The organism is Thermosynechococcus sp. (assembly GCF_046299635.1).
Taxonomy (GTDB): domain Bacteria; phylum Cyanobacteriota; class Cyanobacteriia; order Thermosynechococcales; family Thermosynechococcaceae; genus Thermosynechococcus.
The window spans coordinates 19,601-43,495 of the sequence record NZ_JBKBHV010000015.1 but is presented as its reverse complement, the minus strand read 5'-3'; the positions used below and the strand labels follow the sequence as shown (position 1 = coordinate 43,495).

Here is a 23,895-nt window from a genome sequence, read left to right as displayed (position 1 = left end):
CTGGAATGCCGATGCTCTCCAGTTTAGCGGACAAGTCGACACTCTGCGAAGAGACGATGGGCGATGCGAAAAAGTTCTTGCCCGGTGTGCAAATAGCGATCGTCGTAGCTGTGGCTAAATTGCTCTAGCTCATCGAGACCATCCACCAGTTGATTCAAACAGTAATAGAGGTGGGCTGCTACCTTGGCCACAGCAGCGGGGTTAGGTTGGGCTTGGAATGTATAACGGGCGCGGGTGAGGGCACGGCGACAGTCCTGCAAGTAGGTAAGAAAGTGATCCATCAGGTCATCATCAAAGGGATCGGCAGCAAGGGCATCAATTTGGTGGGGGAGCGATCGCAAGACTGCTGCAATAATGCGACTGACAGGGTTATAGGTCAGCGCCAGCCATTGCTCTAGCTCGCGATCGGCAGCTTGAGAACGTTGAATATTGGGCTTAGCATTGGTTTGGTGAATGCGGTGCTGGGCATCATAGGCCTGCCGACACTGCTCATCTCCTAAGATTTCATAGGCGGCGTTAATCGCGGCCATTCGCTCATGACTGGAGCGATCGCTGGGGTGGTAGTCGGGGTGATACTGCTTTACCAAGCGTCGATAGGCAGCTTTAATCTCGGCTTGAGTCGCCGTTACTGCCACCTGTAGCGTCACATAGGGATTGGGCTGAGACATGGAAATTGTGATAAGGCTTCCATATTTAGGTTAAAGTGCTGATTTGGCGGTGTCGAGAAATGGTTATCTATGGAACTGCAAGAACGCCTTGGGGGAGTCAATATCTATCTTGTGGGCATGATGGGTGCGGGTAAAACCACCACAGGCCGCATACTGGCACAACGCTTGGGCTACGGTTTTGTGGATACAGATGCAGTGATTACCGAGTTTCGTCAACGACCCATTCGCGAGATCTTTGCCCAAGAGGGGGAGGCTGCCTTTCGGGAGTTGGAACAACAGGTCTTGGCACAAGTCTCTTGTTATCATCATTTAGTAGTGGCCACCGGTGGCGGCATTGTCCTCAACCCGATGAACTGGAGTTATCTGCGGCATGGAATTGTGGTTTGGCTCCACGTCCCCCTTGCGGTACTCTGTCAACGGCTGCACCAAGATCAGGAACGTCCCCTGTTGCAGGAGCAACCCCTTGAGGAACGCTTGAGCGAACTGCTGCAAGCCCGTCAATACCTCTATGCTCAGGCAGATTTAGAGCTAAGGATTACGGCGGAAGATACCCCGGAAACGGTGTGCGATCGCCTGTGGGAAACCCTCCCTAATATCTTGAAACCTATCGAACCGTCATGCTAGAAGTTTTAGCGATTCTTTCAGCAGCAGCGGCTGGCGGCCTACGACTGGCACTCCCCCTCCTGTTGATTGGCTTATTGCAGGGAGAACAACTCTGGTCACAGGTGCCTTTAGTGCGTCATTTCTCTCCCTATTGGGTAGTGGGGGTTTTAACCGCTTGGTCATTTCTTGAGATTTTCTTGGCAGGTAATGTCTGGGGCTACCGCCTGATTATCCTTGTGCAACTGTGCTTTAGCCCCTTGGTGGGTGCACTTTTGGGCATGACCGTGGCAACAGCAACAGATACACCCCAGTGGCTCATCGGTACCCTCAGTGGTCTGTTTGCCTTTGTGTTGCAATTGGTGCAGGTGGGTTGGTTTTATCGCCTAGGGAAGCTGCCCCGTTGGGTCATTGTCGGGCAGGATATTCTCTGTATGCTGTTAATTTTATTTGCCCTTAAGGCACCCAAGCAGGGTGGGTTGATTGCCTTACTTCTGTTGTGGTTGGCGGTGCGCAGTGCCAAGGATTGGCAGCAACGGTATCGGCGCTCCCGTCATCGGCGGCGCAGCTCCTAGCAGTTATGTTAAAGTCGCTCTAGCGCAGTAGGAGGATTGGATGTGAACCAGCAGGCATTCATCGCAACAGCAGTGATTAGTGCAGCCCTCGGCGGTAGCACTGTCTTTGCTATGCCCTCCCCCATGCAGCAACTCGTGCAAACCAATGCCTGTCCCGGTTGTGATCTGCGGAATGTGGATCTGCGGGGCTATCACTTGGCGGGGGCAAATTTGCGCGGTGCCAATCTTGAGGGCGCTAACCTACAAGACACCAACCTGATGGTAGCCAATTTGGTAGGGGCAAATCTGAGGAATGCCAACCTCACCGCCGCCTATCTAGAGCGGGCCAACCTCGAGCAGGCAAATCTGGGGGGAGCGAACCTTAGTCTGGCAGTTTTGCGCCATAGCCGTGCCCGCCATGCCGATTTCAGCAACAGCAATTTAACAGGAGCGGATGTGCGCTATGCCGATTTTCGCCGTGCCAATCTCAGCGGTGCCACTTTTGAGCAGGCCAATATGCAGTGGGCACGGTTAAACCATGCCAGGGTGAGTCAAACCAATTTTAGGGATGCTTACCGTCCCCGCATGCCCTATCGTCTCAATCTTTACTAAGCGCTGGGAGAAGTGCTCATCAGCTGGTAGGGAACCTTTGTGCCCCCAAGGCCGCAGTAGCCATTGACATTGCGGTGGAGGTATTGCTGGTGGTAGGGTTCGGCAAAGTAAAATTCAGGTGCCGGCAGAATTTCGGTGGTGATCCGGCCATAGCCTGCGGCACTTAGGGCTGCTTGGTAGCGATCGCAACTGGCCTCGGCAAGAGCCTTTTGCTCAGGGGAGTAGTAATAAATTCCGGAGCGATACTGCGTCCCCACATCATTGCCTTGGCGCATGCCTTGGGTGGGGTCATGGTTTTCCCAAAAGACCTTGAGCAATTCCTCATAGGTTACCTGCTGGGGGTCAAAGACCACCCGCACCACCTCGTTGTGACCCGTCATGCCGGTACACACCTCTTCATAGGTGGGATTGGGGGTATAGCCGCCGGCATAGCCCACAGCGGTCACATAAACCCCCGGCACCTGCCAAAACTTGCGCTCAGCCCCCCAGAAGCAGCCCATCCCAAACATGGCGAGTTCCATGCCTTCCGGATAGGGAGGGGTGAGGGGGCGGCCGTTTACCAGATGCGCCTTCGGCACCGGCATGGGTTCTGGCCGACCGGGTAAAGCAGCACTGGGGCTAGGCATTGTCAGCTTTTTGAATCCGAAGAATCCCATGACTGATGTCCACTTGATAGTTCACTACGCTTTTATATTTTGACGAGCTTTCGCTGAGTCGTGCTAGCACTGACAGCATTCTAGTTTGCTGCTGGAGGTTGCTGACGCTCCCATTCCTGTAAGGGTCGCTGGAGGGCATTTTTAAGGTCAAGGGGAACCAAGGTTACCGTCATTTTTTCGCGCGGTTCCGGTGGAGGGTCAATTTCCGCATAGAGCTTGAGACCGTCAAACGTGGTGTCGCCCAAGAGCAAGCGGTGCTGCCGGCCGTCTTTGAGGGAGATATCTACAGTGGCCATGGGGGGAGCAAGGCCATACTCCCCAGCGTTTTCTGTAGGTACTTCAAAAGAGCGATCGCGCTGACCTGTGGCCAATAAGTTTAATAAGAAGACAACAGTGCCCTCTTCGGCAGGGGTTTGTTTTTCCCGATCAAGCACCCAGTTGCCTGTAGCCAACTTTTTCAGGTTCAGGCTGTAATCAGGGGCAATAATTTTCAATGCGGCAACATCCGCCTCTTGAAAGTTAAAGAGGGGTTTCTTCATTTGTGTGTCACTACTACTGGGACTCGGCAGTTGTTGCTCAAATAAAAGGAGACCGCCGCCTAAAATGGCTGCCGTTGTTAAAAGAACTAGCGTTTTTGTGCGGATGCCACTTGCCATTACCTATCAATTATAAGCTCATTGATAGGGGAGACCCTCAAGCTCCTTGGCGCAACTTATCCAAGACTGACCGATCCTCCAACGTCGAAGTATCTCCAGACACCTCTTGGCCTGCCGCCAAGGAACGCAGGAGCCGCCGCATGATTTTGCCCGATCGCGTCTTGGGTAGGGCATCGGTAAAGCGAATCTCCCCTGGGCGCGCCAAGGCACCGATTTCATTTACCACGTGCTGCTTCAATTCCTGTTGGAGGGCGTCACTGGGGGTAGCCGACCCATCAAGAATCACAAAGGCCACGATTTCTTCTCCCTTCACTTCATGGGGTTTGCCAACCACCGCCGCTTCCGCCACGGCAGGGTGGGAGACCAATGCCGATTCGATTTCCATTGTCCCTAGGCGGTGACCGGAGACATTGATCACATCGTCCACCCGCCCCATGACCCAAAAGTAGCCATCCTCGTCCTTGCGGGCACCATCGCCGGCAAAGTAAACGTATTGGCCGTTGCGCGGCGGGATGTGTTCCCAATAGGTGCGGCGGAAGCGATCGGGATCGCCATAGACCGTGCGCATCATCCCCGGCCAAGGGTGACGAATCACCAGATAACCCCCCTCGTTGACGCCAACGGGGTTCCCTTCTATATCCACGACATCGGCCAGAATCCCCGGCAAGGGCTTGGTGGCAGAGCCGGGTTTCATGGGAATGGCGCCGGGCAGGGAGGTAATCATGTGCCCCCCCGTTTCCGTTTGCCACCAGGTATCCACAATGGGGCAGCGTTCACCGCCAATGACGCGGTAATACCACATCCAGGCTTCGGGGTTAATGGGTTCCCCTACGGTGCCCAGCAGGCGGAGTGAGGAGAGATCTCGCGATCGGGGCAAATGTTCCCCCATTTTGATGAAGGCGCGAATTGCCGTGGGAGCCGTGTAGAAAATCGTGACGCCATACTTCTCGATGACCTCCCAGAAGCAGCCGGGGTTGGAGGGGCGGGGTGCCCCTTCGTACATGAGGGTAGTTGCCCCGTTGGAGAGTGGCCCATAGACAATGTAGCTGTGGCCGGTAATCCAGCCTACATCGGCGGTACACCAATAGACATCGCCCTCTTGTAAGTCAAAGACCCATTGAGTGGTGATGTGGGTATAGAGGTTGTAGCCGCCGGTGGTGTGGACAACGCCCTTGGGTTTACCGGTGGAGCCGGAGGTATAGAGAATAAAGAGTAAATCTTCACTGTCCATCGGCTCAGCAGGACAGTCGGCACTCACGCCCTTTTGTAAGTCGTGCCACCAGTGATCGCGACCGGGCACCATGGTCACCGGCTGCTGGGTGCGCTGCACCACCAAGACATGCTCAACACTGGGAACCGCCCCATGGGCCAAGGCTTTATCCACCTGATCTTTGAGGGGCACAATGGCATCTTTGCGCCAGCCACCGTCGGCAGTCACCACGAGTTTGGCTTGGGCATCAATGAGGCGATCGCGCAAGGCTTCGGCACTAAAGCCGCCAAAGACCACAGAGTGGGGAGCACCAATGCGGGCGCAGGCCAACATGGCAATGGCGGCTTCGGGAATCATGGGCATATAAATCCCGACGCGATCGCCCTTTTTCACCCCCAGTTGCTTGAGGACATTGGCAAACTGGCAGACTTCGCGGTGCAGTTGGGCATAGGTCAGCGTGCGACTATCGCCGGGTTCTCCCTCCCAGATCAAGGCGGCTTTGTTCTTGCGCCAAGTTTTCAGGTGGCGATCCAAGCAGTTGTGGGTGATGTTGATCTTGCCGTTGACAAACCACTTGGCATGGGGGGGCTGCCAATCCAGCACCTGATCCCACGGTTGAAACCATTCCAATTCCTGTTGTGCCAATTCACCCCAAAAGGCAGCAGGATCGGCTTTGGCCTTTTCATAAAGGGCATTGTAGGCCTCCATGAAATTGATCCGCGCCTTGGCAACAAAATCGACGGGGGGATAAAAAAGGCGGTTTTCCTGAAGAATGGATTCAATCGTGGGCTGAGTCATCCGTTGTATCCGTGGCAGCAAGATCTATGATAGGGGCGATCGCTCCCCGGCTGAAGGCTCTTACCGTTGAATCCAATCGAGACCGATGCCCCGCGCCATCATCGCTGCCAAAAAGGGAATGGCACTGAGAAAAGCCAGCTCCGCCCGAATTACCCAAGTCAAACGCTGCACAGTCGGCAGGTCTAGGGTGGGTGCTCTTTCTTCTCGCAACGGTTTAATCCACAGGAGGAAGGAGATTGTCGGATACAGGGACAACAACCCCACCAAGATAAATAGACCCACCTTAAGGTGAAAGACGGGGTTGGCCAAGTAGTACGCCGTGCCTTTGCCGAAATAGAGCACCCGCAAAATCCCCGTGACCAGAACGGTCACCGCCGCAATACCATAGAGGGCATCGGTAATCACCAATCGCCACGCCTGTTTGAGGTCTAAATCCTTGCGCAGGGTAAGGTGCTCCACCACAAGGGCAGCAAAAGCCACCATGAAGCTGAGATAGTGTAGATAGGCGATCGCAGCACTGCTCCAAAGGGCGTTCATCCGAAATTTTCCTTGGCGAGTGAGAGACTTTGCAAAAAGAGCTGTATTCATCCTAAGGGGCAGCGCTGGGATGTGCAAGCACCAACCCACAGAGGTTTTTAGGCTTTAGCCACGGCGTAGGTCTTTGGCCATGGAGCGAAAGAGGTCTAAGCTGGGATCACTGCGGCGGCGTTCCTGTTCTTCGGCTGGGGGTGTCACCACATCACTGACGCTGGGTTCCGGTTTCCCTTTGTTTTGCTCTTCGGGATTCACCTTTTCAATGGAAGAGACCAACTCCACCACTTCTACTTCTTCTTTTGCACCGCCGGTTGCAGGGAACGTTTTTTTCACGACTTTGGCGGTACGCATATACTCAATATTGCCGTAGGTCTTGGCTTCATCGGGATCGAGAAAAAAGTCTTTGCTGGGTTGGGCGTCAGCTTGCTTGCCCCGACGAAAAAGGCGATCAAAGAATCCCATAGCGGAATTGTTACCTTTTATGAAGAAACCGCTAATTAGTTTACAGTAAAGTCCGTGGGGAAAGCTATCAGAAATTCTACAAATTGGGTGGCGATCGCCAAGCTTGGTGGCACAAGTCGCTCCAATTATCCAGATATCTTAGGAAAAGGGCTGTAAATCAACTCATGACGTGTTGAGATGATAGGCAAAGTGCAGCACATTCCCTAGGGGCAATTTTTGTCCCCTAAGCTCCCCAAGACCTGAATCCTCATGATACGTTAACGGTGGAAATGCCACAGGATGCAGGACTATGCACGCCAAAACCAAAGGGGAATCGCTCGTCCGCTTACTGGATGTGGGTAAGGCCTACCGTCAGCCTAACGGTCAGGTCATTAGCATTATGGAAAATATTAACCTTGAGTTGCGCACAGGAGAAATTGTTGCCCTCCTAGGGCCATCGGGATCCGGTAAGTCAACACTGATGCGCATTATTACGGGTTTGGTTGCGCCTACCTCTGGGCAGGTCTTGTACCGCGAGCAGCCGATGCAGGGCTTGAACCCGGGAGCGGCCATTGTCTTTCAAAGTTCGGCGCTCTATCCGTGGCTAACGGTGTTGGAAAATGTGGAATTGGGTCTAAAGGCTTTAGGAGAAGGCCCGCGATCGCGCCGCCGCAAGGCACTGCGAATGATTGACATTATTGGCTTGGATGGTTTTGAAAACGCCTACCCCAAGGAACTATCGGGCGGAATGCGGCAGCGGGTAGGGTTTGCCCGTGCTCTAGCGGTGGAGCCAGAACTATTGTGTATGGATGAGCCATTTTCGGCTTTGGATGTGCTGACAGCAGAAAACCTGCGTTTTGAACTCCTTGACCTGTGGCTAGAGCACAAAATCCCCACGCAGAGTATCTTGATCGTCACCCACCACATTGAGGAGGCGGTCATTCTCGCCGATCGCATTATTGTTTTGGGGAGCAACCCCGGTCGGGTACGGGCTGATTTTCCAGTAACACTCCCCCACTATCGCGATCGCAAGAATCCGGAGTTTCAAGCCACCGTGGATCGCATCTATAAAATCCTCACCAATCTCCATGTGGATGAATTGGAGCAACTGGAACCCAAGCCAGCAACAATCCCTACGAGTCAAGAACCGCGCTATCCGCTGCTGCCCCATGTGCGCATTGGCTCGATCGCCGGTCTATTGGAACTCCTCGAACATCGCAAAGAAGATCTCTATCGCATTGCCCAAGAATTGCAACTGGAGCTAGATGACATTCTGCCCATTGTCGAAGCCGCCCAGATGATGGAACTGGTGGAACTCAAGGAGGGCGATATTAGTGTCACCCCCATTGGCAATGCCTTTATTCAGGGGGATATTGACCAGCGCAAGCTGATTATTCGCCAGCAACTCCTCAAGCATATCCGTCTTGTGCAGCAGATCCACAATTTCCTGATGGCCAAGCAAAACCACCGCATTCCCGAAAGTCTGGTGCTGGATATTTTAGAGCGGCACTTTACGCCGCAGGAGGCCGATCGCCAGCTCAATACCGCCATTGACTGGGGACGCTATGCCGAACTCTTTAGCTACGACGAACCCGCCAAGGAAATTTTCCTTGAAGTCAATGAACCCGAAGAGCCACTGCCCCTTGAAACAACTGCCGTTTGAGGCCGGCTGCCTACTGCGCTTCTTCTTGGGCAAATTCCTCTAGCGCCTCCATCACATGGGTGGCATACATCAAGGCAGGACCGCCATCCATGGCCACCGTCACCATCAGAGTCTCCATGATTTCCGCAGGGGTTGCCCCGGCGTGCAAAGCGGCACGGGTATGGAAGGCAATGCAGCCGTCACAGTGCTTGGCCACCCCGATGGCCAGGGCAATTAACTCTTTGGTTTTGGTATCGAGGGCACCGGGCGCCGAAGAGGCACGACTTAAACTGTAAAAGGCCTTCATGGCCTCGGGCATCGCCGCCGTCAGCTTTGCCGTATAGGATTTAATGTGATTGATCTGTTCGGTGTACATCCCTGTTTTGCAACAAGAACTGATACCTCTATCATCGCCGTTAACCGGGGGCGGCGGGCTGAACTTTCAACGTTTTTTCCGTTTTTTGGGGGTTGGTGTCCCTTTGACGAGAAAAACGGCTTAGGCAATGATTGAGGAATTGCACCCCGTTGAGGATGTCTGTATGCAATTTAGGTGGGGCAATAGGGTTAGTCTTCTCGGTGGCTTACTTCTTTTGGTGGGGGGGTCGGTGGCAACGGTTGCGCCGGCAGCTTTAGCACCCCCGCCTCCGGCAAGCCCGTTGTACACCGCTGTGGATGAGTTTGGCCGACCCCAGTTTCAAGTGGATGGACGGAAACTGTTTCGCGATCGCCCCCTGCCCTCACACCGCATTAGCACCGTCCCCATGAAGCTACTCCAAGTGTTGCGTAACACTCGCCAGTATTTTCAAGACTTTAGTGAGACAGATCCCATTACCCAACGGGAGGGCATTCTGGCGATTAAGGGAGTCACGCTGCCCCAAGTCCTCACGACCCTAGATTTTATGATTGCAACGCTGACCGAGGACATTAGCAGCAAGCGCCCCATCCGTTTACAAGATCCGGCATTTATTCATCGGCACTTTCGCGTCATTCAATGGCTGCCCTACAACCCCCGCAACCCGACCCAAACCGAGGAATTGCGCCTCACCAACTATGCGGTGTTTACCCATCGCGGCTCACGCACCCGCACAGACACCTACAATACGGCACTTTATGCCTTGCCGCCCCGTCTTCCCGACCAACCAGAGGACTTGTTTTATAAGCAATTCACCAAGCAGCAAGTACTCGCAGGAATTTTTGAACCCGGTGGTTCTTTCTATGGACGGGTGCAGCCCTTGGCCTACCTGACGCGAGCCGCCTTTGAAGATGCCCTAATGCAGGGAACAATTCTCGTTCACTTTGAGGAGGGTGGCCAAGCCTTTTTTAATGTGGATCGCAATAACGGCATTCCCTTTGCAAAGGGGGTTTCGCCCTCCGAGCAGCGCCGCTATTGGTATTTTCGCGAAGTGGCGGCCATCAAGGGCTATGGCAACACAATCGAGAACAAAATCAACATTGAACCTGAAGTGACCTTTGCAGGGGATGTCTGGAATATCGGTCTCGGGCGGGTGGTGGTGATTGAAGACACACGGGGCAAACAACCTAAACTGCGTCTTGGTGTTATTGCCGATACGGGCGGCGCCTTTGTCCCCAATCTCTATCAGTTGGACTTTCTGGCGGGAATTTTTCCTAACCGTGCGACCTATCAAGCGGCTACCCGTCGCTTACCGGATCGTGTGCGAGCCTACATTTTGATTAAGAAATAACACTAGCGCTGCCCCAGAAATTTGTGGGTTTGGGGCACAACGCGGACGGTGCTCAACCGTGCCTTGAGCTGTGCTTGCCAGGCAAGAACCTGTGCCGGGGTCGGTGGAGGGGTATAGCGCCCGGTACCGATGGGCGTTACCGGTTGCAGAAAGACCGGAATGTGGGGATTTACCCCGGCCACTAGGGTACTGAGGCGATCCAGATCGGCAGGGTCGGTGGCTTGGGAAAGAATTACTTTGCAAAAGACCTCGACAGGGGCGCGATCGCAGAGGCGCAAAAAGGCCTCATGGGCTGACCAATGGCACTCACCACTGACGCTAGGCAGCTTGATGTCCATGCCGACACTATCGAGATAGGAAAGAACCAGTTCCAGTGCTTCTGGATGATGTCCGCCGGTTTCAAGGTAGAGGGGCAGTGAGCTATGCGCCTTCAGGAGGGGCAAAAATTGAGCCAATGTTGTCGCATGGAGGAGCGGTTCACCGCCAGTGAGGCTAATGCTGTCATGGATTGGCGGCCTATTGAGCTGCGCGACAGCATGGAGCACCTGAGAGGTAGTGACGGGGTTGGGAACAGTTTGAAAATGGCGATCGCCCGCGCGTTCCTCAATTAGAGCATGGGAGGGAACAAACCAAGTGTGGGCACTGTCACAATAGGTGCAGCGGAGATCACAGCCCGCCAAACGAATAAATATCTGACGACACCCGACATTGGCGCCTTCCCCTTGAATGGCTGAGAAAATTTCCACCAAGGGAAGGGCACGTTGATCAAGAGAGACCTGATCCTGAGTCTGCTGTTCTTTTACAGAAATCACAGGGGAGATGCAAGCCTGATCACAATCGGGCGCTCTTTCCGATAGTACCTTAAAGATAGTTAGCGTGTTCAGTAGGTTAGTGCTATGTCTGCCCACCGTTTTGGCCTTGCATGGCTCGTGCTCGGTACCTTGGCAATGGGGAGAGGCGCCCTGCCAGTCATTTTGCCATCGTTACCTGCTGTTGCCCAAAATTCTCCTAGCGAAGCCAGTGAGTTCGATCGCTACATGCAGCGGGGATATCAACTCACCGCTAAGCGCGACTATCAATCCGCCTTGGTGAATTTCCGCCGTGCCCTCAGTTTGCGTCCCGGCAATCGCTATGCCCTCACGGCCATTAGTAATGTGGAGGCCTATATTGCCCGCGATCGCTACGCTGCCCAATCGAGTAACCGTCTCACCTTTGTACCTACAAATCGTGGGATGCCGGGGCAACGAGTCGCAGGCGCCACCCGCTTTGGTGAATGTACCCAAGGCGCCCTGACAAAAATCGTCGCCCTTGTTCCCGATAACAACTTGGGGATGACGGCTGCGGCTAATCCCAGTCTCTTTTTCTTTGTGCCCCAAAGCATGGCAAAATCTGCGGAACTGCTGCTGCTCTCAGAAGCCGGCGATCTCCTGCTCACTCAAAAAGTGCCCCTCAATGGTAAAGCCGGTATTTTACCCGTGACGGTGGATGCCAGTAAAGCGAAGTTACAACCGGGCCAAAAATACCAGTGGATCTTCTCCCTCACCTGTAAGCCCAATGAACCGGATGCCAATCCCTTTGTCACAGGCTGGATTGAGCGGGCCGATGTGGACAAAAACCTTGCCCAGGTGATCGCTGCCATGCCAGCAGCTGATCGCCTGCCGCTTTTGGCAACGAGTCAACTCTGGAATGATACCTTGGCAACCCTTGTGGAGTTGCAGCAGAGCAATCCCAATGACGCTGCAATCAAACAGCAGTGGCAGGATGTCCTCAAGAGTGCGGGTATTGATCCACAAATTGTCAATATGCCGCTGTTGCGCTAGAGGCTCCTGTGCCGATATTGAGGGCGGTTGGCTGAGAACAAACCTCACATCAAGTTGCACTAGGATAGAAGGTAGGCTGCATTGACAGGAGCGTGCGCCATGCTCAAGATAACTCGATCACCATTCTCCCTTTGGCTAACCAGTATTGTGCTCCTTGGAGCGATCGCCCCCCTGCCTGCCTTGGCACAACGGGTTGCGGGTGACATTGTGATTATTGGCAACTCTCCTAATGAGTGGGGGCGCAATCAACGCTACTGGAACCATCTGCTGAATCTTTCTGGTGCAACGGCAGCCGCTTCTGCGCCCGCGACCCCAAACAATAGCCAAGAAGTTGATCCCAAAGTTCTGGAACAGCAACTGTTGCGCAATATCCGCGTCGGTCAGCCCCAGCTTCAGCCGGTACTTAAGTTACCGGGGTCTTCGGTAGTGACCGGCACAGTGACGAATAATAACCGCCAAGCGGTAACCATCCAATCCATTAACTATGAAGTTGTAGGTACCAACGGCGAAATTCTGCAAACGGGAGCAGCGACGCCAGAACCGGCAACCGTAGGTCCTGGTCAAACCGTGACATTTCAGCAAATGCTCCCTACTGTGCCAGCAGATATTGGGGCACGGGTGCGCTTGAGTCAGCCAGCGGTAGTGCTACAAGGGGGTGTCTAAACCGCTTCGCCTTGGTATCACCGGTGGGATTGCCTGTGGTAAATCCGTGGTGGCTACCTACTTGCAGCAGCGCTATGGTCTGCCCGTTGTGGATGCTGATAAATTAGCACGACAAGCAGTTGCCGTGGGGACGCCCATTTATCAAGCCATTGTCGATCGCTATGGGGGTAAGATTTGTCGTAGTGATGGCACCCTTGATCGCCCCCGCTTAGGGGAAATTGTCTTTGCCCAACCCCAAGAGCGCCAATGGTTAGAGGCACAAATTCATCCTTGGGTCATTGCTGAGATGGAGCGAGCCATTGAGATGTGCGATCAACCCCTGATGGCCTTGGTCATTCCCCTCCTCTTTGAAGTTCACCTTGAAAGCCTCGTAGATCGCATTTGGGTGGTAGCCACTACATCTGAGCAACAGTTGGCTCGCCTTCAGCAGCGCGATCGCCTCTCTGGACATGCCGCCGCCCAACGCCTAGCTAGTCAACTGCCCCTAGAGGAAAAAATTCGGCGGGCAGACACAGTGCTCTGGAATACCGGTTCTCTTGCGGAACTTTACCATCAGGTGGATGAGGCATTCTCCTCATTGGGCAGAAATGGCAAGGGAGGTTAGCCCCATTGTCACCTGTTGCAGGAAACTTTCTGGATTAATGGGTAGGGGAATGTAGCGATCGACTCCCTGATAGTTCCCGTCTGATCCCAAAATGAAAATCTTAAGTTGCTCAGGGGTGCAGCGTTGCCGCAACTGATCCACCAGCTCCTGCACATCTCCATAGCTAAAGGGTTCGGCCAAAAGAACTGCAATGGGGGTGAGTGCTAGCAGTCGTTCTACTTCACCATCCACGAGCCAAATGACTTGATAACCCGCCGTGGTCAAAATAGAGCAGATCAGTGTGGCGGTGGCCTCATCTTCACTCACGAGCACAATCCGCCCTTCAGGCTCCACCAGCACATCCGTTGTTGCTAAGGGTGGGACATCCAGCTTGACTTTAGGGGGTTCTGACAGGGGTTCTGAAGGAATTGCCGGCAGCCCAACGGTGAAGATACTGCCTTTACCCTCAGTGGACTCTACCTCAATCCAGCCATGGTGCAGATCTACCCATTGCTTGGTGAGGGCTAGCCCTAAACCGGCTCCTGTGTAGGCACGGCCAAAGGAGCTATCTAATTGTTGAAACTTCTGAAAGAGCAAGGGTTGTAGATGAGCAGGGATACCAATGCCGTTATCCTGCACTTGGAAAATCAGTTCATCCTCTTTCCACCATGCCCGCAGAATCACTTCCCCCATTGCGGGAGTAAACTTGATGGCATTGCTCAGCAGGTTAATGAGAATTTGCTGAATGCGGCGATAGTCGCCCGAAAAGCGATCGCGACTGGGCGGAATCATCAGTTGGTGGTGCAGGTTCACCTGATGGCGATGAGCTTGGGGTTTGACGACTTCAATGCAGTCCGTACACAGTTGCCGAATTGAAAAGGCACTGCGATGCAGGTGTGATCGCCCCAGTTCTGCTTGGGAAAGATCGAGAATGCTGTTGATCAACTCCAGTAGGTGCGTGCCACTCTCATGGATAATTTCCAGATATTCCCGCTGTTTTGCCGGATCAAGGGGCCAGCGCAAGAGGGTAGCGGAAACCCCAATGATACAGGTGAGGGGGGTGCGCAGTTCATGGCTCATGGTGGCCAAGAAGTCGTTTTTAATGCGATGGGCAGCCTCCATGGCACTGAGAGCTTCCCGCAGCGCTTGGGTGCGTTCGTTAACCCGCTGTTCGAGGGTGGCCTTTTGCTGTTGCAGTTCACTATAGAGTTGCGCTTGGTAAATGGCAATGCTGAGGTGTTGACTAAGGTGGGTGAGAAATTCAATTTCTTGGGGTTGCCAGCGGCGGGGGCGATCGCACTGGTGAGCAATGAGCACGCCCCAGAGTTTGTCTTGAACAAGAATTGGCACAATCAACCAAGCTTTGATCTGCCAGCGGGCGGCAAAGGATTGAAGGCAGGGCACCTCTGCGTAAAATTGCTCGATGTCGCTCACAACAATGGTCTCGCCACGATGCAGACGCTGATAGCTACTGCTGGGTAGGGCTGACCACTGCCAACATTCATCCCATAGCCCCAAGACGGAGGGAATGCTCCCATCGCGGCAGGATTCATAGGTAATTTGCCCGTGCAGCGCCCCTTGGGTTTGACCAAACTGCCCCACCAGCAACCGATCCACATCCAGAAACTCGCGAATGCGATCCACGGCTGTTTTTAGGAGTTCAGGCAGTTCTAGACTCTGACGAATTTGGGTGGTGACTTGGTGCAGCAACCGTTCTTGGGCTTGACGCTCGTTGAGGGCAGCCGTCACGAGGGGTTGGCAACTTTGGCACTGAGCGGTGGTTTCTTCACTGAGGATAGCCATCAGGGCGATCGCCAACTCCGCAGGCAACATCTGTTCCTTGCCGTTGAGGGCCGGCAGTTGCTGCAACACTGTGCGGATCAGGGGGCGGCACTTCACAGGGGCTTGGCTACGGAGTTTGCGCAAAAAGCGGGCGATCGCCGAGGGGTCGGTAACGAGTTGCACCCGATAGGCATGGAGCTGGGGGACGGGTTCCGCCCGCACCAGCAGGGCAAAGGTGGCTGCGACAACCGCCAGAAAAGGAGCCTCACTATTGCTGCCCTCGCTGACCTCTTCCCAGCTGAGCACCGTGGCACCTCGCTGGGTGGCGTCTGTGAGCAAGAGGGTAGTGATTCGCTCGTAGAAAAAGACGGGTAAAATTCGATCAAAGGTCGGCAGAGGCATAGGGTGTGGATGTCGGCGGGGATGGGTATTGCCGCAGCGCGGGCGATCGCTCCTTAGATTCCGTTGTAGAGGCTTAAGGCTAGAAGACGGGAAAGTGCTCTAGTTTCTTTAATGTTGTTGTCAAGGAATGCATCGAATTCTTACATTAAATGATCTTTCTGTTGCCCCTGATAACGGGGAAGTTGCATTTCTACAGCAAAGCAGTGCACCCATTGTTATTTTAACGGCGGCGGATACGGAGATTGCCCTGCTCGCGCAGGCTTACCGCCAACTGCCTGCGGACTTTCCGCCACTGCGCGTTGCCAACCTCCTGCATTTACAGGCAGCGGCAGCCATTGATGACTATGGCGATCGCGTCTTGGCCAAGGCTGAGGTTGTGGTGATTCGCCTGTTGGGGGGACGGGGCTATTGGAGCTATGGCCTAGAGGTGGCGCAGCAGGTGGTCGGCGATCGCGGCGGGCAGTTGGTTCTCTTGCCGGGGGACGATCGCCCCGATCTAGAACTCATGAGCCGCTCCAGTTGGCCGCCGGCACAGGTGGATCGCCTCTGGCAATACTTCTGCGAGGGGGGGCAAGAAAATATTCGGCGGGCTTTGGAATTCATCGGCCACTACGGCTGCGGTTGGGGTCAGCCTCCCCTGCCTCCTCAAAGGATTCCCCGTTGGGGCACCTATCCCATGTCGGGAGAAACGTCAAGCGACTGGCCGCAGGTGGGGATTCTCTTTTATCGTGCCCACTATTTGGCAGGCAATACCGCCGTGATTGATGCCCTTGCTCAAGCCTTGATGCAGCGGCAACTGGCACCTGTGCCGGTGTTTGTCTCCTCGCTGCAGGACTCGGAAATTCAACGGGAGCTGCTGGCGGCATGGCAGGGCAAGGTGGAACTGGTGCTCAATACCACGGGGTTCGCGATCGCCAGAGCCAACGAGGTTCATCTTTGGCAGCAGTTGGATGTCCCCGTATTACAGGTGATTCTCAGCAGCAGTACCTACGAGACTTGGCAACAGCATCCCCAAGGGCTGACGCCGCGCGACCTGGCAATGCAGGTGGTCTTGCCGGAGGTGGATGGGCGCATTATTACCCGTGCGGTGTCCTTTAAGGCGGTCTCGCAAATTCAACCGCAGCTGGAAACAACGGTGACCACCTATGCAGCAGCGGGCGATCGCCTGCAATGGGTCAGTGATCTGGCGGCCAACTGGCTGAAGCTGCGCCGCAAAGCCCCCTCCCAACGCCGCATTGCCCTGATTTTGGCCAACTACCCCTGCCGGGATGGTCGTCTTGCCAATGGCGTGGGTCTGGATACCCCCAACAGTATCGTGGAACTGCTCAAGGCACTGCGGCAGGCAGGTTATGATCTCGGGGCGGATCCTCTGCCCAAGGATGGCGATGCCCTGATCCGTCACCTCAGCCGCTCCTCCACCAACGACCCCGAAGGCAATCCTTGGCGGCTGCCCCGCTACACGCTGCCCCTTAACACCTACCGGCGCTATTTTCAGGCACTGCCCCAAGCCGCCCAAGAGGCCATCCACCGACGCTGGCCCTCTCCCACCGCCGACTTGCCGATTGCGGGTGAGTGTTGGGGCAACATTTTCGTCGGCATTCAGCCCAGTCGCGGCTACGATCGCGACCCCAGTTTGAATTACCATGCCCCCGATTTGGAACCCACCCCCGAATATCTTGCCTTTTACTTTTGGCTGCGTCATGTCTTTGGAGCAGATGCGATTGTCCATGTGGGCAAGCACGGCAACTTGGAATGGCTGCCCGGCAAAGGGATTGCCCTCAGTGAGGCCTGTTTTCCGGAAATTGCCCTAGGGCCTGTGCCCCACTTTTACCCCTTTATTGTCAACGACCCCGGCGAAGGTGCCCAGGCCAAACGCCGTGCCCAAGCGGTCATTTTGGATCACCTGACACCGCCCCTTACCCGCGCCGAGCTGTACGGTGGCCTAGAGACCCTCAGCCACTACATCGAGGAATACTATGCCGCCGAGCAGTTCGATCGCCCGCGCCTGCAGGTGCTGCGGCAGCAGATTGAAGCCCTTGTCAAAGCCCTAGACTTAGATCAAGAAATTGCTGCCCCCCGCCCAGAGGAAACTTGGACGGCTTGGCTGGCGCGTACCGATGGCTACCTCTGCGAGCTGCGGGATGCCCAAATCCGCGATGGCCTGCATATCCTTGGCCGATGTCCCCAAGGGCGACAGTTGCGGGATCTCATCGTTGCCATTGCCCGCAGTCCCAGTTCACAGCATATCGGTCTCACCCGCGCCTTAGCTCAAGATCAAGGGGTAGAGCTAGACCCGCTCACTGCGGATGCAACGGCGCCGAGTCCTGTGGCCGGCTATCGCTCTGTGGGCGAATGGCAAAATGCCCTCGAGGAAACGGCAGCAACCCTGGTGGATGGTTTGATTCAAGGCAAACCCTCTCTCCCCTGTGGTAGGGCGACCGGACAGGTACTGGATTGGATTCGCACCGTCCTCTATCCTGCCCTGCAACAGACCCGCCAAGAAATTGACCACTTGCTCCATGGCCTCAATGGTGGCTATGTTCCCAGTGGGGCTGCCGGTGCCCCGACGCGCGGTCGTCCCGATGTTCTACCCACCGGCCGCAATTTCTATGCCGTGGATCTGCGGGCCGTGCCTACCGAAGCTGCTTGGGCGTTGGCGGAGCGATCGGCTGCGGCTCTCATCGAACGCTATTGTCAGGAGCACGGCGAATTCCCCCGCACCCTTGGCCTATCGGTATGGGGCACGGCCACGATGCGCACCGGCGGCGACGATATTGCCCAGGCTCTCGCCTTGTTGGGGGTACGTCCGGTGTGGGAAGGCACCTCGCGGCGGGTGGTGGATTTAGAGATAATTCCCCTGTCCCTGTTGGGACGACCGCGGGTGGATGTGATGTTGCGGATTTCCGGCTTTTTCCGCGATGCTTTTCCCAATTTAATTGCCCTGTTTGACGAGGCGGTGCAGCGGGTCAGCCGGTTGGATGAACCCCCCGACCAAAATCCCTTGGCCGCTCAGGTGGCAAGGGAGACCGAGTATTGGCACCGGCAGGGTCTTTCTTGGGATGAAGCACGGCAACGGGCATGCTTTCGCATCTTCGGCTCTAAACCGGGTGCCTACGGGGCAGGCCTCCAAGGACTGATCGAAGCCCAAAACTGGCAGGGGGATGAGGACTTGGCTCGTGCCTACATTTACTGGAGTAGCTACGCCTACACAGGAGAAGCCCACGGCCACAATGTCCCTGAAGCCCTTGAGCAGCGGCTAAGTCAATTGCAGGTGGTGCTGCAAAACCAAGACAACCGCGAGCATGATCTGTTGGACTCCGATGATTATTACCAGTTTCAGGGGGGCTTGACCGTTGCCGTGCGATCGCGATCGGGGCAGCAGCCCACGGTTTACTTTGGCGATCACTCCCGACCAGAGCAGCCGAAGATTCGCACCCTGCAAGAGGAACTGCTGCGGGTCTATCGCTCCCGTGTCATCAATCCGAAATGGCTGGCCGGCGTCAAACGCCATGGCTACAAAGGCGCCTTTGAAATGGCCGCCACGGTGGATTACCTCTTTGGCTATGCCGCCACCACTCGCTGTGTGCCCGACTATGTGTTTACAGGCGTTGCTCAGGCCTACCTGCTCGATGGCGAAATGCAAGCCTTTGTGGCGCAGCACAATCCTTGGGCCCTGCGGGATATGGCCGAGCGGCTCCTCGAAGCTGCCCAACGTCAACTGTGGCAGACCCCCGATCCGCAGATATTAGACTGCCTGCGATCGCTCGCTTTAGAGGCAGAAGGGTGGATTGAGGGCAACGCCGTTCCTTAGTACAGCAACATCCAGCGCAACACCCGCGCCACGGTGGCCACCAAGCAGACAATCACCAACTGCCCCGGCAAGGCAAAAAGGGAATACTGCTCTAGTAGCTCCAGCAAGGGTTGACCCAACTGTCCTGCCAGAGCCAGACCACCGAGGTAGAGGGCACCGCAGACATGAATGAGCACCAGTCCCGCCAGGGCACTCAAGGCAAGCCATTCCAAGCTCGCCCGCTTTTGAGGACGAAAGGCCAGCCACCCACAGACCCAAGCCGCCGGCACAAACCCCAAGAGGTAGCCAAATGTCGGTTCACGCCAATAGTCCAAGCCGCCCCCTTGGGAAAACACCTGAAAGCCGCTCAGCCCCAGAATCAAATAGGCTATCTGGGAGAGGGCTGCCGCCTGAGGTCCCCCCATACAGCCGACCAGGAGAACCGCCGCCACTTGGTAGGATACGGGTAAGGCATACACGGGAACGGCAGCCCATGAACTCGGCAAAACCCATTGCCCTTCCGCATTGAGAAAGTTGGGGATGGCGATCGCTGCTTCCATAAATGTGCCAGTCACGGTGAGCAGCAGGCCTAAAATTGCCCATAGAAATTCATCGAGGGGAGACAAGGGGGTTCTCAAGAGGGCTGCAACACCTCCGGCAGGACTGGGGGGGTAGGAGCGGTATAGCGAAACGTGAGATCCGTATCCCCCATCATGATAATGTCGCCATGGTGCAATACTCGCTCATCGGCTAGGGGAGTACCGTTAATCAATGTGCCATTGCGACTGTGGTGATCCCGAATTAAGTACACCAAGGCATGGCCGCGAGGCCGCACTTCAATGGTGGCCTGATGTCGGGAAACATAAGGATCGTGGAGGATAATGTCACAGTCACTGGCTCGCCCAATTTTCCAAAAGGCCTTGCCTGCGAGGTGATACTTACCGACCACCGTGCCTTGGGAGCGCACAATCAGCCATGCTTGCTTGTCAACACTTGGAAAATTCACCATGGAGATTGACCGTTGATACTTCTATCATACGAATTTTTTGCGACTTTTCAGACAGATTGCTTTTTGGGCTTCAGGGTGCCTCGATACCCCCGCCTTTCCGATAGATCAATACACGTAGAACAGTCCTCTGGCAAGGGTAGACACAAGCACAAGGTGGCATTCTTAACCCTTGAAGGGGATAGTTCTGTAGTTTAGAAAACATCCGTCAATTCGGTACTTTCGCCGAGATGAAATTCAGTAGTTTCACGGATAGCACCAGCTTAAAAAGTATGCTTAGATTAAAGCATATCAAAAACAAAAGAAATCTAAAGGTAAATCAATTTTTAGCAGTCTAGTACTTAAAAAAGAAGGTGACAGACTAACACAATACTTAATTCAAAAAGAGTCACCCATCCCTGTTCTAAATTATTGGATTGGCTATGAAAGAAGTCCCCTTAGCTTCTAGGTTAAAGCTCCTGAAGAGAACTAAACCCCCTCGGACTCAAAAGCCCGTTTTTTCCACCCAACAGCTGAAGCTACGGCGATCGCTCCTTGCCAATCTACTTGTGCTGGCAGCCGGCTGTGGCATCCTTGCCTTTACCAGTGTGTTTCTCTACCGCCATTTAACAACGGTGCGCAGTCGTGATGCGGTCATTAATGGCGTGATTGTGAATGTGCGTGCCCCAGAGGAAGGAACCCTAGAGGAACTCAAAGCACGGGTAGGTGAGTTGATTGAACCCACAGATGCTCCCCTAGCCCTCATAGAAAATGACTATGTTAGTCAAGGCAACGCTCGAGAAGTCGAAAAATGGCTAGAACGGCGGCGCGGAGAATTAGAAGCTGCCCAAGCAAAGCTAGCTCAGTTGCAGGGACTGCTCGCTTCTGCCCAACGGGATGAACGCAATCAACAAGTCCTCGAAGTTGAACAAACCGAGCGCCAAGTGGCGGCCGCCCAAGCCGAATTCGCGGCTGCTCAGGCGAATCTTGCCGATGCCAAGGCACGCTATCGTCTTGCCCAAACCAACTACCGGCGCTTTAGGCAGTTGGCGCAGCAGGGAGCCGTGCCCCAAATCCAGGCAGATGCCGCACTCACGGAATTGCAGCAAAGCCAAGCCCAAGTGGCTGCACGTCAACGGGAGGTGGAAGCTGCGGCTCGCACCGTGGAAGCACTGAAGGCCGAAGCCCGTGCTGCCGAATTGGGACTCACCCTGCGTCGCACCCGCAGTAGCGATGACCCCCGCCTACGGCTACAAGAGTTAGAAATTCAAATTGGGGAACAGCAGGCAATTGTCAAAGGCATTCAACGGGAAATTGCTGCCCAAGAACGGCAGGTTGCCCAAGCCCGGCGGGAGGTGGCACAGCGCAGGGTGGTGAAGGTGCCTGCCCCCATTGCCGGTTATGTGTGGCGGGTGGATGCTCGTCTGGGAATGTTTCTCGGCAAAGGGGATCGCATTTTGCAGTTGTTGGACTGCCAGCGCCGTTGGGTTGATGTCTTTGTAGATGAACAATCGCTGCGGCTGATCCACCCGGGCACGAGGGCAAAAATTGAACCCTATGGCAAGAAAGGGAAGATCCTATGGGGCACCGTCAGCAACATTCGCTCGGGTTTAGGTCGCCTGAACCCCGGCGACGATCAGGTGCTCCCCATTCCCGAAAACTATCCACGCCAGAGTCAGGTGCGCGTCGAGCTGGATTCTGACCCCGATTGGGGCGAGGGTAACTTCTGCTATGTGGGCTACACCGCCCGGGTGACCTTTCAAATTTTCCCTTAGGTGTTGACAGGGTCATTCTTGGGGCAACGGCTGGGGTTGCCGCTTATCTAGGCAATAAGAAAGTGTGATGTAACTTTACCCTTGAACGCTGTCAAGTACGGTGCCGTTGATAGATAGGATTAAATTCTATGAGTCTTCTCCATTAAGTATAAGCAAGGTTTATGTTGCAATCATTGGCGGACACCCTATGGCTCGTTCCCTTCTACTCGCTGGTGGGAATGGGGCTGTCCTTGATTTGGTCGCCGGGGATTACTCGGAAAACAGGGCCTCGGCCGGCGGGCTATGTGAATCTCTTGCTCACGTTTTTTTCCTTTGGGCATGCCCTCCTCGCCACGGTGGCGATCGCCCACCAACCACCGCAGTCTGTGCATTGGACGTGGCTCGATGTCGCGGGTCTGCACTTTGACATTCCCGTTGAAATCTCGATTTTGACGACCACAGCTCTCATGCTGATCACAGGCTTGAACCTCATGGCTCAGGTCTTTGCCATCGGCTACATGGAGACGGATTGGGGCTGGGCGCGGTTTTTTGCCCTCTTAGCCCTCTTTGAAGGGGGGATGGCGGCTCTTGTGCTCCTTGACTCCCTCTTCTTTAACTATGTAGTGCTGGAAATTCTGACCCTTGCCACCTACTTACTCATCGGCTTTTGGTTTAACCAGCCTCTGGTGGTTACCGGTGCCCGCGATGCCTTTCTCACCAAACGGATAGGAGACTTGGTGCTGCTGATGGGGGTGTTGGCAATTTATCCCCTTGCCGGCTCGTGGAACTACGACGATTTGGCGGCTTGGGCAGCGACGGCTGAGGTCAATCCCACGCTGATTACACTGATTTGTTTGGCCTTGATTGCCGGACCGATGGGCAAATGTGCTCAGTTTCCGCTGCACCTGTGGTTGGATGAAGCCATGGAAGGACCAGTTCCTGCTTCGATTTTGCGGAATGCCGTTGTTGTGGCCACGGGGGCATGGGTGCTGGTGAAGCTAACCCCCGTTCTCAGTCTTTCCCCTGTGGCCTTGACGGCTTTGCTGGTGATCGGGAGTGTTACCGCCTTGGGGGGCACCCTCATTGCCATTGCCCAAGTGGATATTAAGCGCGCCCTCTCCTATTTGGTCAGCGCCTACATGGGCTGGGTATTCATTGCGGTGGGTCTCAAGGAACCGGGCTTGGCCTTTGTCTTTATCCTCACCTATGGGGTGGCAATGGCTCTGCTGATGATGAGTATCGGAGCCATTATCTGGAATAGCATCACGCAAGATCTGCGCCTGTTGGGTGGGCTGTGGTCACGGCGCCCCATCTCGGGTATCTCGTTCCTTTTGGGTTCGGCAGGACTGTTGGCGTTGCCACCGTTGGCAAGTTTTTTCCCTCAGGCGGAGTTGCTGGATACGGCCTTTGCCCAACTGCCTTGGGTGGGGGTGGTGCTGTTGCTGGTGAATACCTTTGCCGCCTTTAGTCTGGGGCGCACGTTCTGCCTTGTGTGGGGCGGTGAGGTGAAACCCATGACGGCGCGATCGCCGGAGGTCTTTTGGCCAATGATTTTGCCGATGACCGTTGACCTCGGAATCGTCCTGCACCTGCCAATTCTCATGTGGCGGTTTGATTGGGTGATTTGGACGCATCCTTCCTTGACCACCGCCGTTGCCCTGACCCTGAGCGCCCTCTTGGGCTGGGGAGCAGCCGCATGGGTCTATCTCGGCAAAGCAGTTCCCAAGCCGGTGCAGTTTCCCCTCCCGTCGGTTCAAGATCTGCTGGCCTACGATTTCTATACGCCAAAGCTCTATAAAGCCACCGTGGTGGGTGCGGTGGATATAATTTCCCGCCTGACCGCTTGGTTTGATCGCACCTTTGTGGATGGGGCGGGCAACGCCTTTGGCGTGGTGACGCTCTTGGGGGGCGATCGCCTGAAGTACAGCACGACCGGTCAATCCCAAGCCTATCTCCTCACCATCTTGATGGGGGTTGCCATTCTGGTCATTGCCATTTGCTGGCCCCTGCTGGCCTAGTGTGCCATTCCTTGAGGTTGTTGC

Annotated in this window: 22 protein-coding genes; 11 read left to right on the top strand and 11 right to left on the bottom strand. The window is 55.1% G+C overall.

All coding sequences use genetic code 11. The annotated features are described in order from the left end of the window. Positions 1-23: 23 nt before the first annotated feature. Entirely contained in the window at positions 24-668 is a 645-nt protein-coding gene (locus ACK4IR_RS07715) for a J domain-containing protein (RefSeq protein WP_409873803.1), read from the bottom strand. 69 nt (positions 669-737) lie between these two features. Between ACK4IR_RS07715 and ACK4IR_RS07710 the strand changes: the two genes are divergently transcribed. From ACK4IR_RS07710 to ACK4IR_RS07700, 3 genes are read left to right on the top strand one after another with little or no spacing between them, the layout of a single operon-like run. After that, positions 738-1,292, top strand: coding sequence for a shikimate kinase (locus tag ACK4IR_RS07710; RefSeq protein WP_409873802.1), 555 nt, complete (start codon positions 738-740; stop codon positions 1,290-1,292). Continuing rightward, on the top strand, positions 1,286-1,843 hold the full coding sequence (locus tag ACK4IR_RS07705) for a DUF4126 domain-containing protein (protein ID WP_409873801.1): 558 nt from the start codon (positions 1,286-1,288) through the stop codon (positions 1,841-1,843). Before ACK4IR_RS07710 ends, ACK4IR_RS07705 begins: the two co-directional genes overlap by 7 nt. Before the next feature lie 42 nt (positions 1,844-1,885). Then, positions 1,886-2,434, top strand: coding sequence for a pentapeptide repeat-containing protein (locus ACK4IR_RS07700; protein ID WP_409873800.1), 549 nt, complete (start codon positions 1,886-1,888; stop codon positions 2,432-2,434). On the opposite strand, the gene msrA is transcribed toward ACK4IR_RS07700, so the two are convergent. The 5 genes from msrA to ACK4IR_RS07675 form a co-directional block, all read right to left on the bottom strand. Then, positions 2,431-3,090 (bottom strand): peptide-methionine (S)-S-oxide reductase MsrA, encoded by a 660-nt coding sequence (gene msrA / locus ACK4IR_RS07695; RefSeq protein ID WP_409873799.1) that lies wholly within the window; start codon positions 3,088-3,090, stop codon positions 2,431-2,433. The genes ACK4IR_RS07700 and msrA overlap by 4 nt on opposite strands. 80 nt (positions 3,091-3,170) lie before the next feature. Beyond that, positions 3,171-3,746, bottom strand: a complete 576-nt coding sequence (locus tag ACK4IR_RS07690) for a DUF4340 domain-containing protein (RefSeq protein WP_409873798.1) — start codon at positions 3,744-3,746, stop codon at positions 3,171-3,173. A 37-nt stretch (positions 3,747-3,783) separates the two neighbouring features. Beyond that, positions 3,784-5,754, bottom strand: a complete 1,971-nt coding sequence (gene acs, locus ACK4IR_RS07685; protein WP_409873797.1) for an acetate--CoA ligase — start codon at positions 5,752-5,754, stop codon at positions 3,784-3,786. Between the two features lie 60 nt (positions 5,755-5,814). Beyond that, positions 5,815-6,291: a DUF2214 family protein gene (locus ACK4IR_RS07680; protein ID WP_409873796.1), complete on the bottom strand. Its 477-nt coding sequence runs from the start codon at positions 6,289-6,291 to the stop codon at positions 5,815-5,817. A 105-nt stretch (positions 6,292-6,396) separates the two neighbouring features. Beyond that, positions 6,397-6,750 (bottom strand): hypothetical protein, encoded by a 354-nt coding sequence (locus tag ACK4IR_RS07675; RefSeq protein WP_409873795.1) that lies wholly within the window; start codon positions 6,748-6,750, stop codon positions 6,397-6,399. Between the two features lie 289 nt (positions 6,751-7,039). Between ACK4IR_RS07675 and ACK4IR_RS07670 the strand changes: the two genes are divergently transcribed. Next, positions 7,040-8,392 (top strand): AAA-associated domain-containing protein, encoded by a 1,353-nt coding sequence (locus tag ACK4IR_RS07670; protein WP_409873794.1) that lies wholly within the window; start codon positions 7,040-7,042, stop codon positions 8,390-8,392. Between the two features lie 10 nt (positions 8,393-8,402). Here ACK4IR_RS07670 and ACK4IR_RS07665 read toward each other — a convergent pair whose 3' ends face one another. Continuing rightward, the gene (locus tag ACK4IR_RS07665) at positions 8,403-8,747 is read right to left on the bottom strand and encodes a carboxymuconolactone decarboxylase family protein (RefSeq protein WP_409873793.1); all 345 of its coding nucleotides are present in this window, start codon (positions 8,745-8,747) and stop codon (positions 8,403-8,405) included. Positions 8,748-8,874: 127 nt separating this feature from the next. Here ACK4IR_RS07665 and ACK4IR_RS07660 point away from each other — a divergent pair, with 127 nt between their 5' ends. Then, a complete protein-coding gene (locus ACK4IR_RS07660) occupies positions 8,875-10,074 on the top strand; it encodes a hypothetical protein (RefSeq protein WP_409873792.1) in 1,200 nt (399 codons plus the stop codon). Positions 10,075-10,076: 2 nt separating this feature from the next. Here ACK4IR_RS07660 and ACK4IR_RS07655 read toward each other — a convergent pair whose 3' ends face one another. Further along, positions 10,077-10,883, bottom strand: coding sequence for a 7-carboxy-7-deazaguanine synthase QueE (locus tag ACK4IR_RS07655; protein ID WP_409873818.1), 807 nt, complete (start codon positions 10,881-10,883; stop codon positions 10,077-10,079). 87 nt (positions 10,884-10,970) lie between these two features. Between ACK4IR_RS07655 and ACK4IR_RS07650 the strand changes: the two genes are divergently transcribed. The 3 genes from ACK4IR_RS07650 (at position 10,971) to coaE (ending at position 13,161) form a co-directional block, all read left to right on the top strand. Then, entirely contained in the window at positions 10,971-11,894 is a 924-nt protein-coding gene (locus ACK4IR_RS07650; RefSeq protein ID WP_409873791.1) for a DUF928 domain-containing protein, read from the top strand. A gap of 99 nt (positions 11,895-11,993) precedes the next feature. Beyond that, complete coding sequence (locus tag ACK4IR_RS07645) at positions 11,994-12,557, top strand: FxLYD domain-containing protein (protein ID WP_409873790.1); 564 nt, start codon at positions 11,994-11,996, stop codon at positions 12,555-12,557. Beyond that, entirely contained in the window at positions 12,550-13,161 is a 612-nt protein-coding gene (coaE, locus tag ACK4IR_RS07640; RefSeq protein WP_409873789.1) for a dephospho-CoA kinase, read from the top strand. Before ACK4IR_RS07645 ends, coaE begins: the two co-directional genes overlap by 8 nt. On the opposite strand, the gene ACK4IR_RS07635 is transcribed toward coaE, so the two are convergent. After that, positions 13,132-15,324, bottom strand: coding sequence for an ATP-binding protein (locus ACK4IR_RS07635; protein ID WP_409873788.1), 2,193 nt, complete (start codon positions 15,322-15,324; stop codon positions 13,132-13,134). The genes coaE and ACK4IR_RS07635 overlap by 30 nt on opposite strands. Before the next feature lie 127 nt (positions 15,325-15,451). Here ACK4IR_RS07635 and cobN point away from each other — a divergent pair, with 127 nt between their 5' ends. After that, complete coding sequence (cobN, locus tag ACK4IR_RS07630; protein ID WP_409873787.1) at positions 15,452-19,135, top strand: cobaltochelatase subunit CobN; 3,684 nt, start codon at positions 15,452-15,454, stop codon at positions 19,133-19,135. Here the strand turns inward: cobN and ACK4IR_RS07625 are convergent. Both ACK4IR_RS07625 and ACK4IR_RS07620 read right to left on the bottom strand, forming a co-directional pair. Further along, positions 19,132-19,752 carry a biotin transporter BioY gene (locus ACK4IR_RS07625; protein ID WP_409873786.1) on the bottom strand — a complete coding sequence of 207 codons (621 nt, stop codon included), beginning with the start codon at positions 19,750-19,752 and terminating at the stop codon, positions 19,132-19,134. The two genes, cobN and ACK4IR_RS07625, sit on opposite strands and share 4 nt — an antisense overlap. Next, complete coding sequence (locus tag ACK4IR_RS07620; protein ID WP_409873785.1) at positions 19,749-20,123, bottom strand: FHA domain-containing protein; 375 nt, start codon at positions 20,121-20,123, stop codon at positions 19,749-19,751. The genes ACK4IR_RS07625 and ACK4IR_RS07620 overlap by 4 nt, the downstream gene beginning before the upstream one ends. 419 nt (positions 20,124-20,542) lie before the next feature. Here ACK4IR_RS07620 and ACK4IR_RS07615 point away from each other — a divergent pair, with 419 nt between their 5' ends. Next, positions 20,543-21,874: an HlyD family secretion protein gene (locus ACK4IR_RS07615; RefSeq protein WP_409873784.1), complete on the top strand. Its 1,332-nt coding sequence runs from the start codon at positions 20,543-20,545 to the stop codon at positions 21,872-21,874. Between the two features lie 161 nt (positions 21,875-22,035). Continuing rightward, positions 22,036-23,871, top strand: coding sequence for an NAD(P)H-quinone oxidoreductase subunit F (locus tag ACK4IR_RS07610; RefSeq protein ID WP_409873783.1), 1,836 nt, complete (start codon positions 22,036-22,038; stop codon positions 23,869-23,871). The last annotated feature ends 24 nt before the right edge of the window (positions 23,872-23,895 follow it).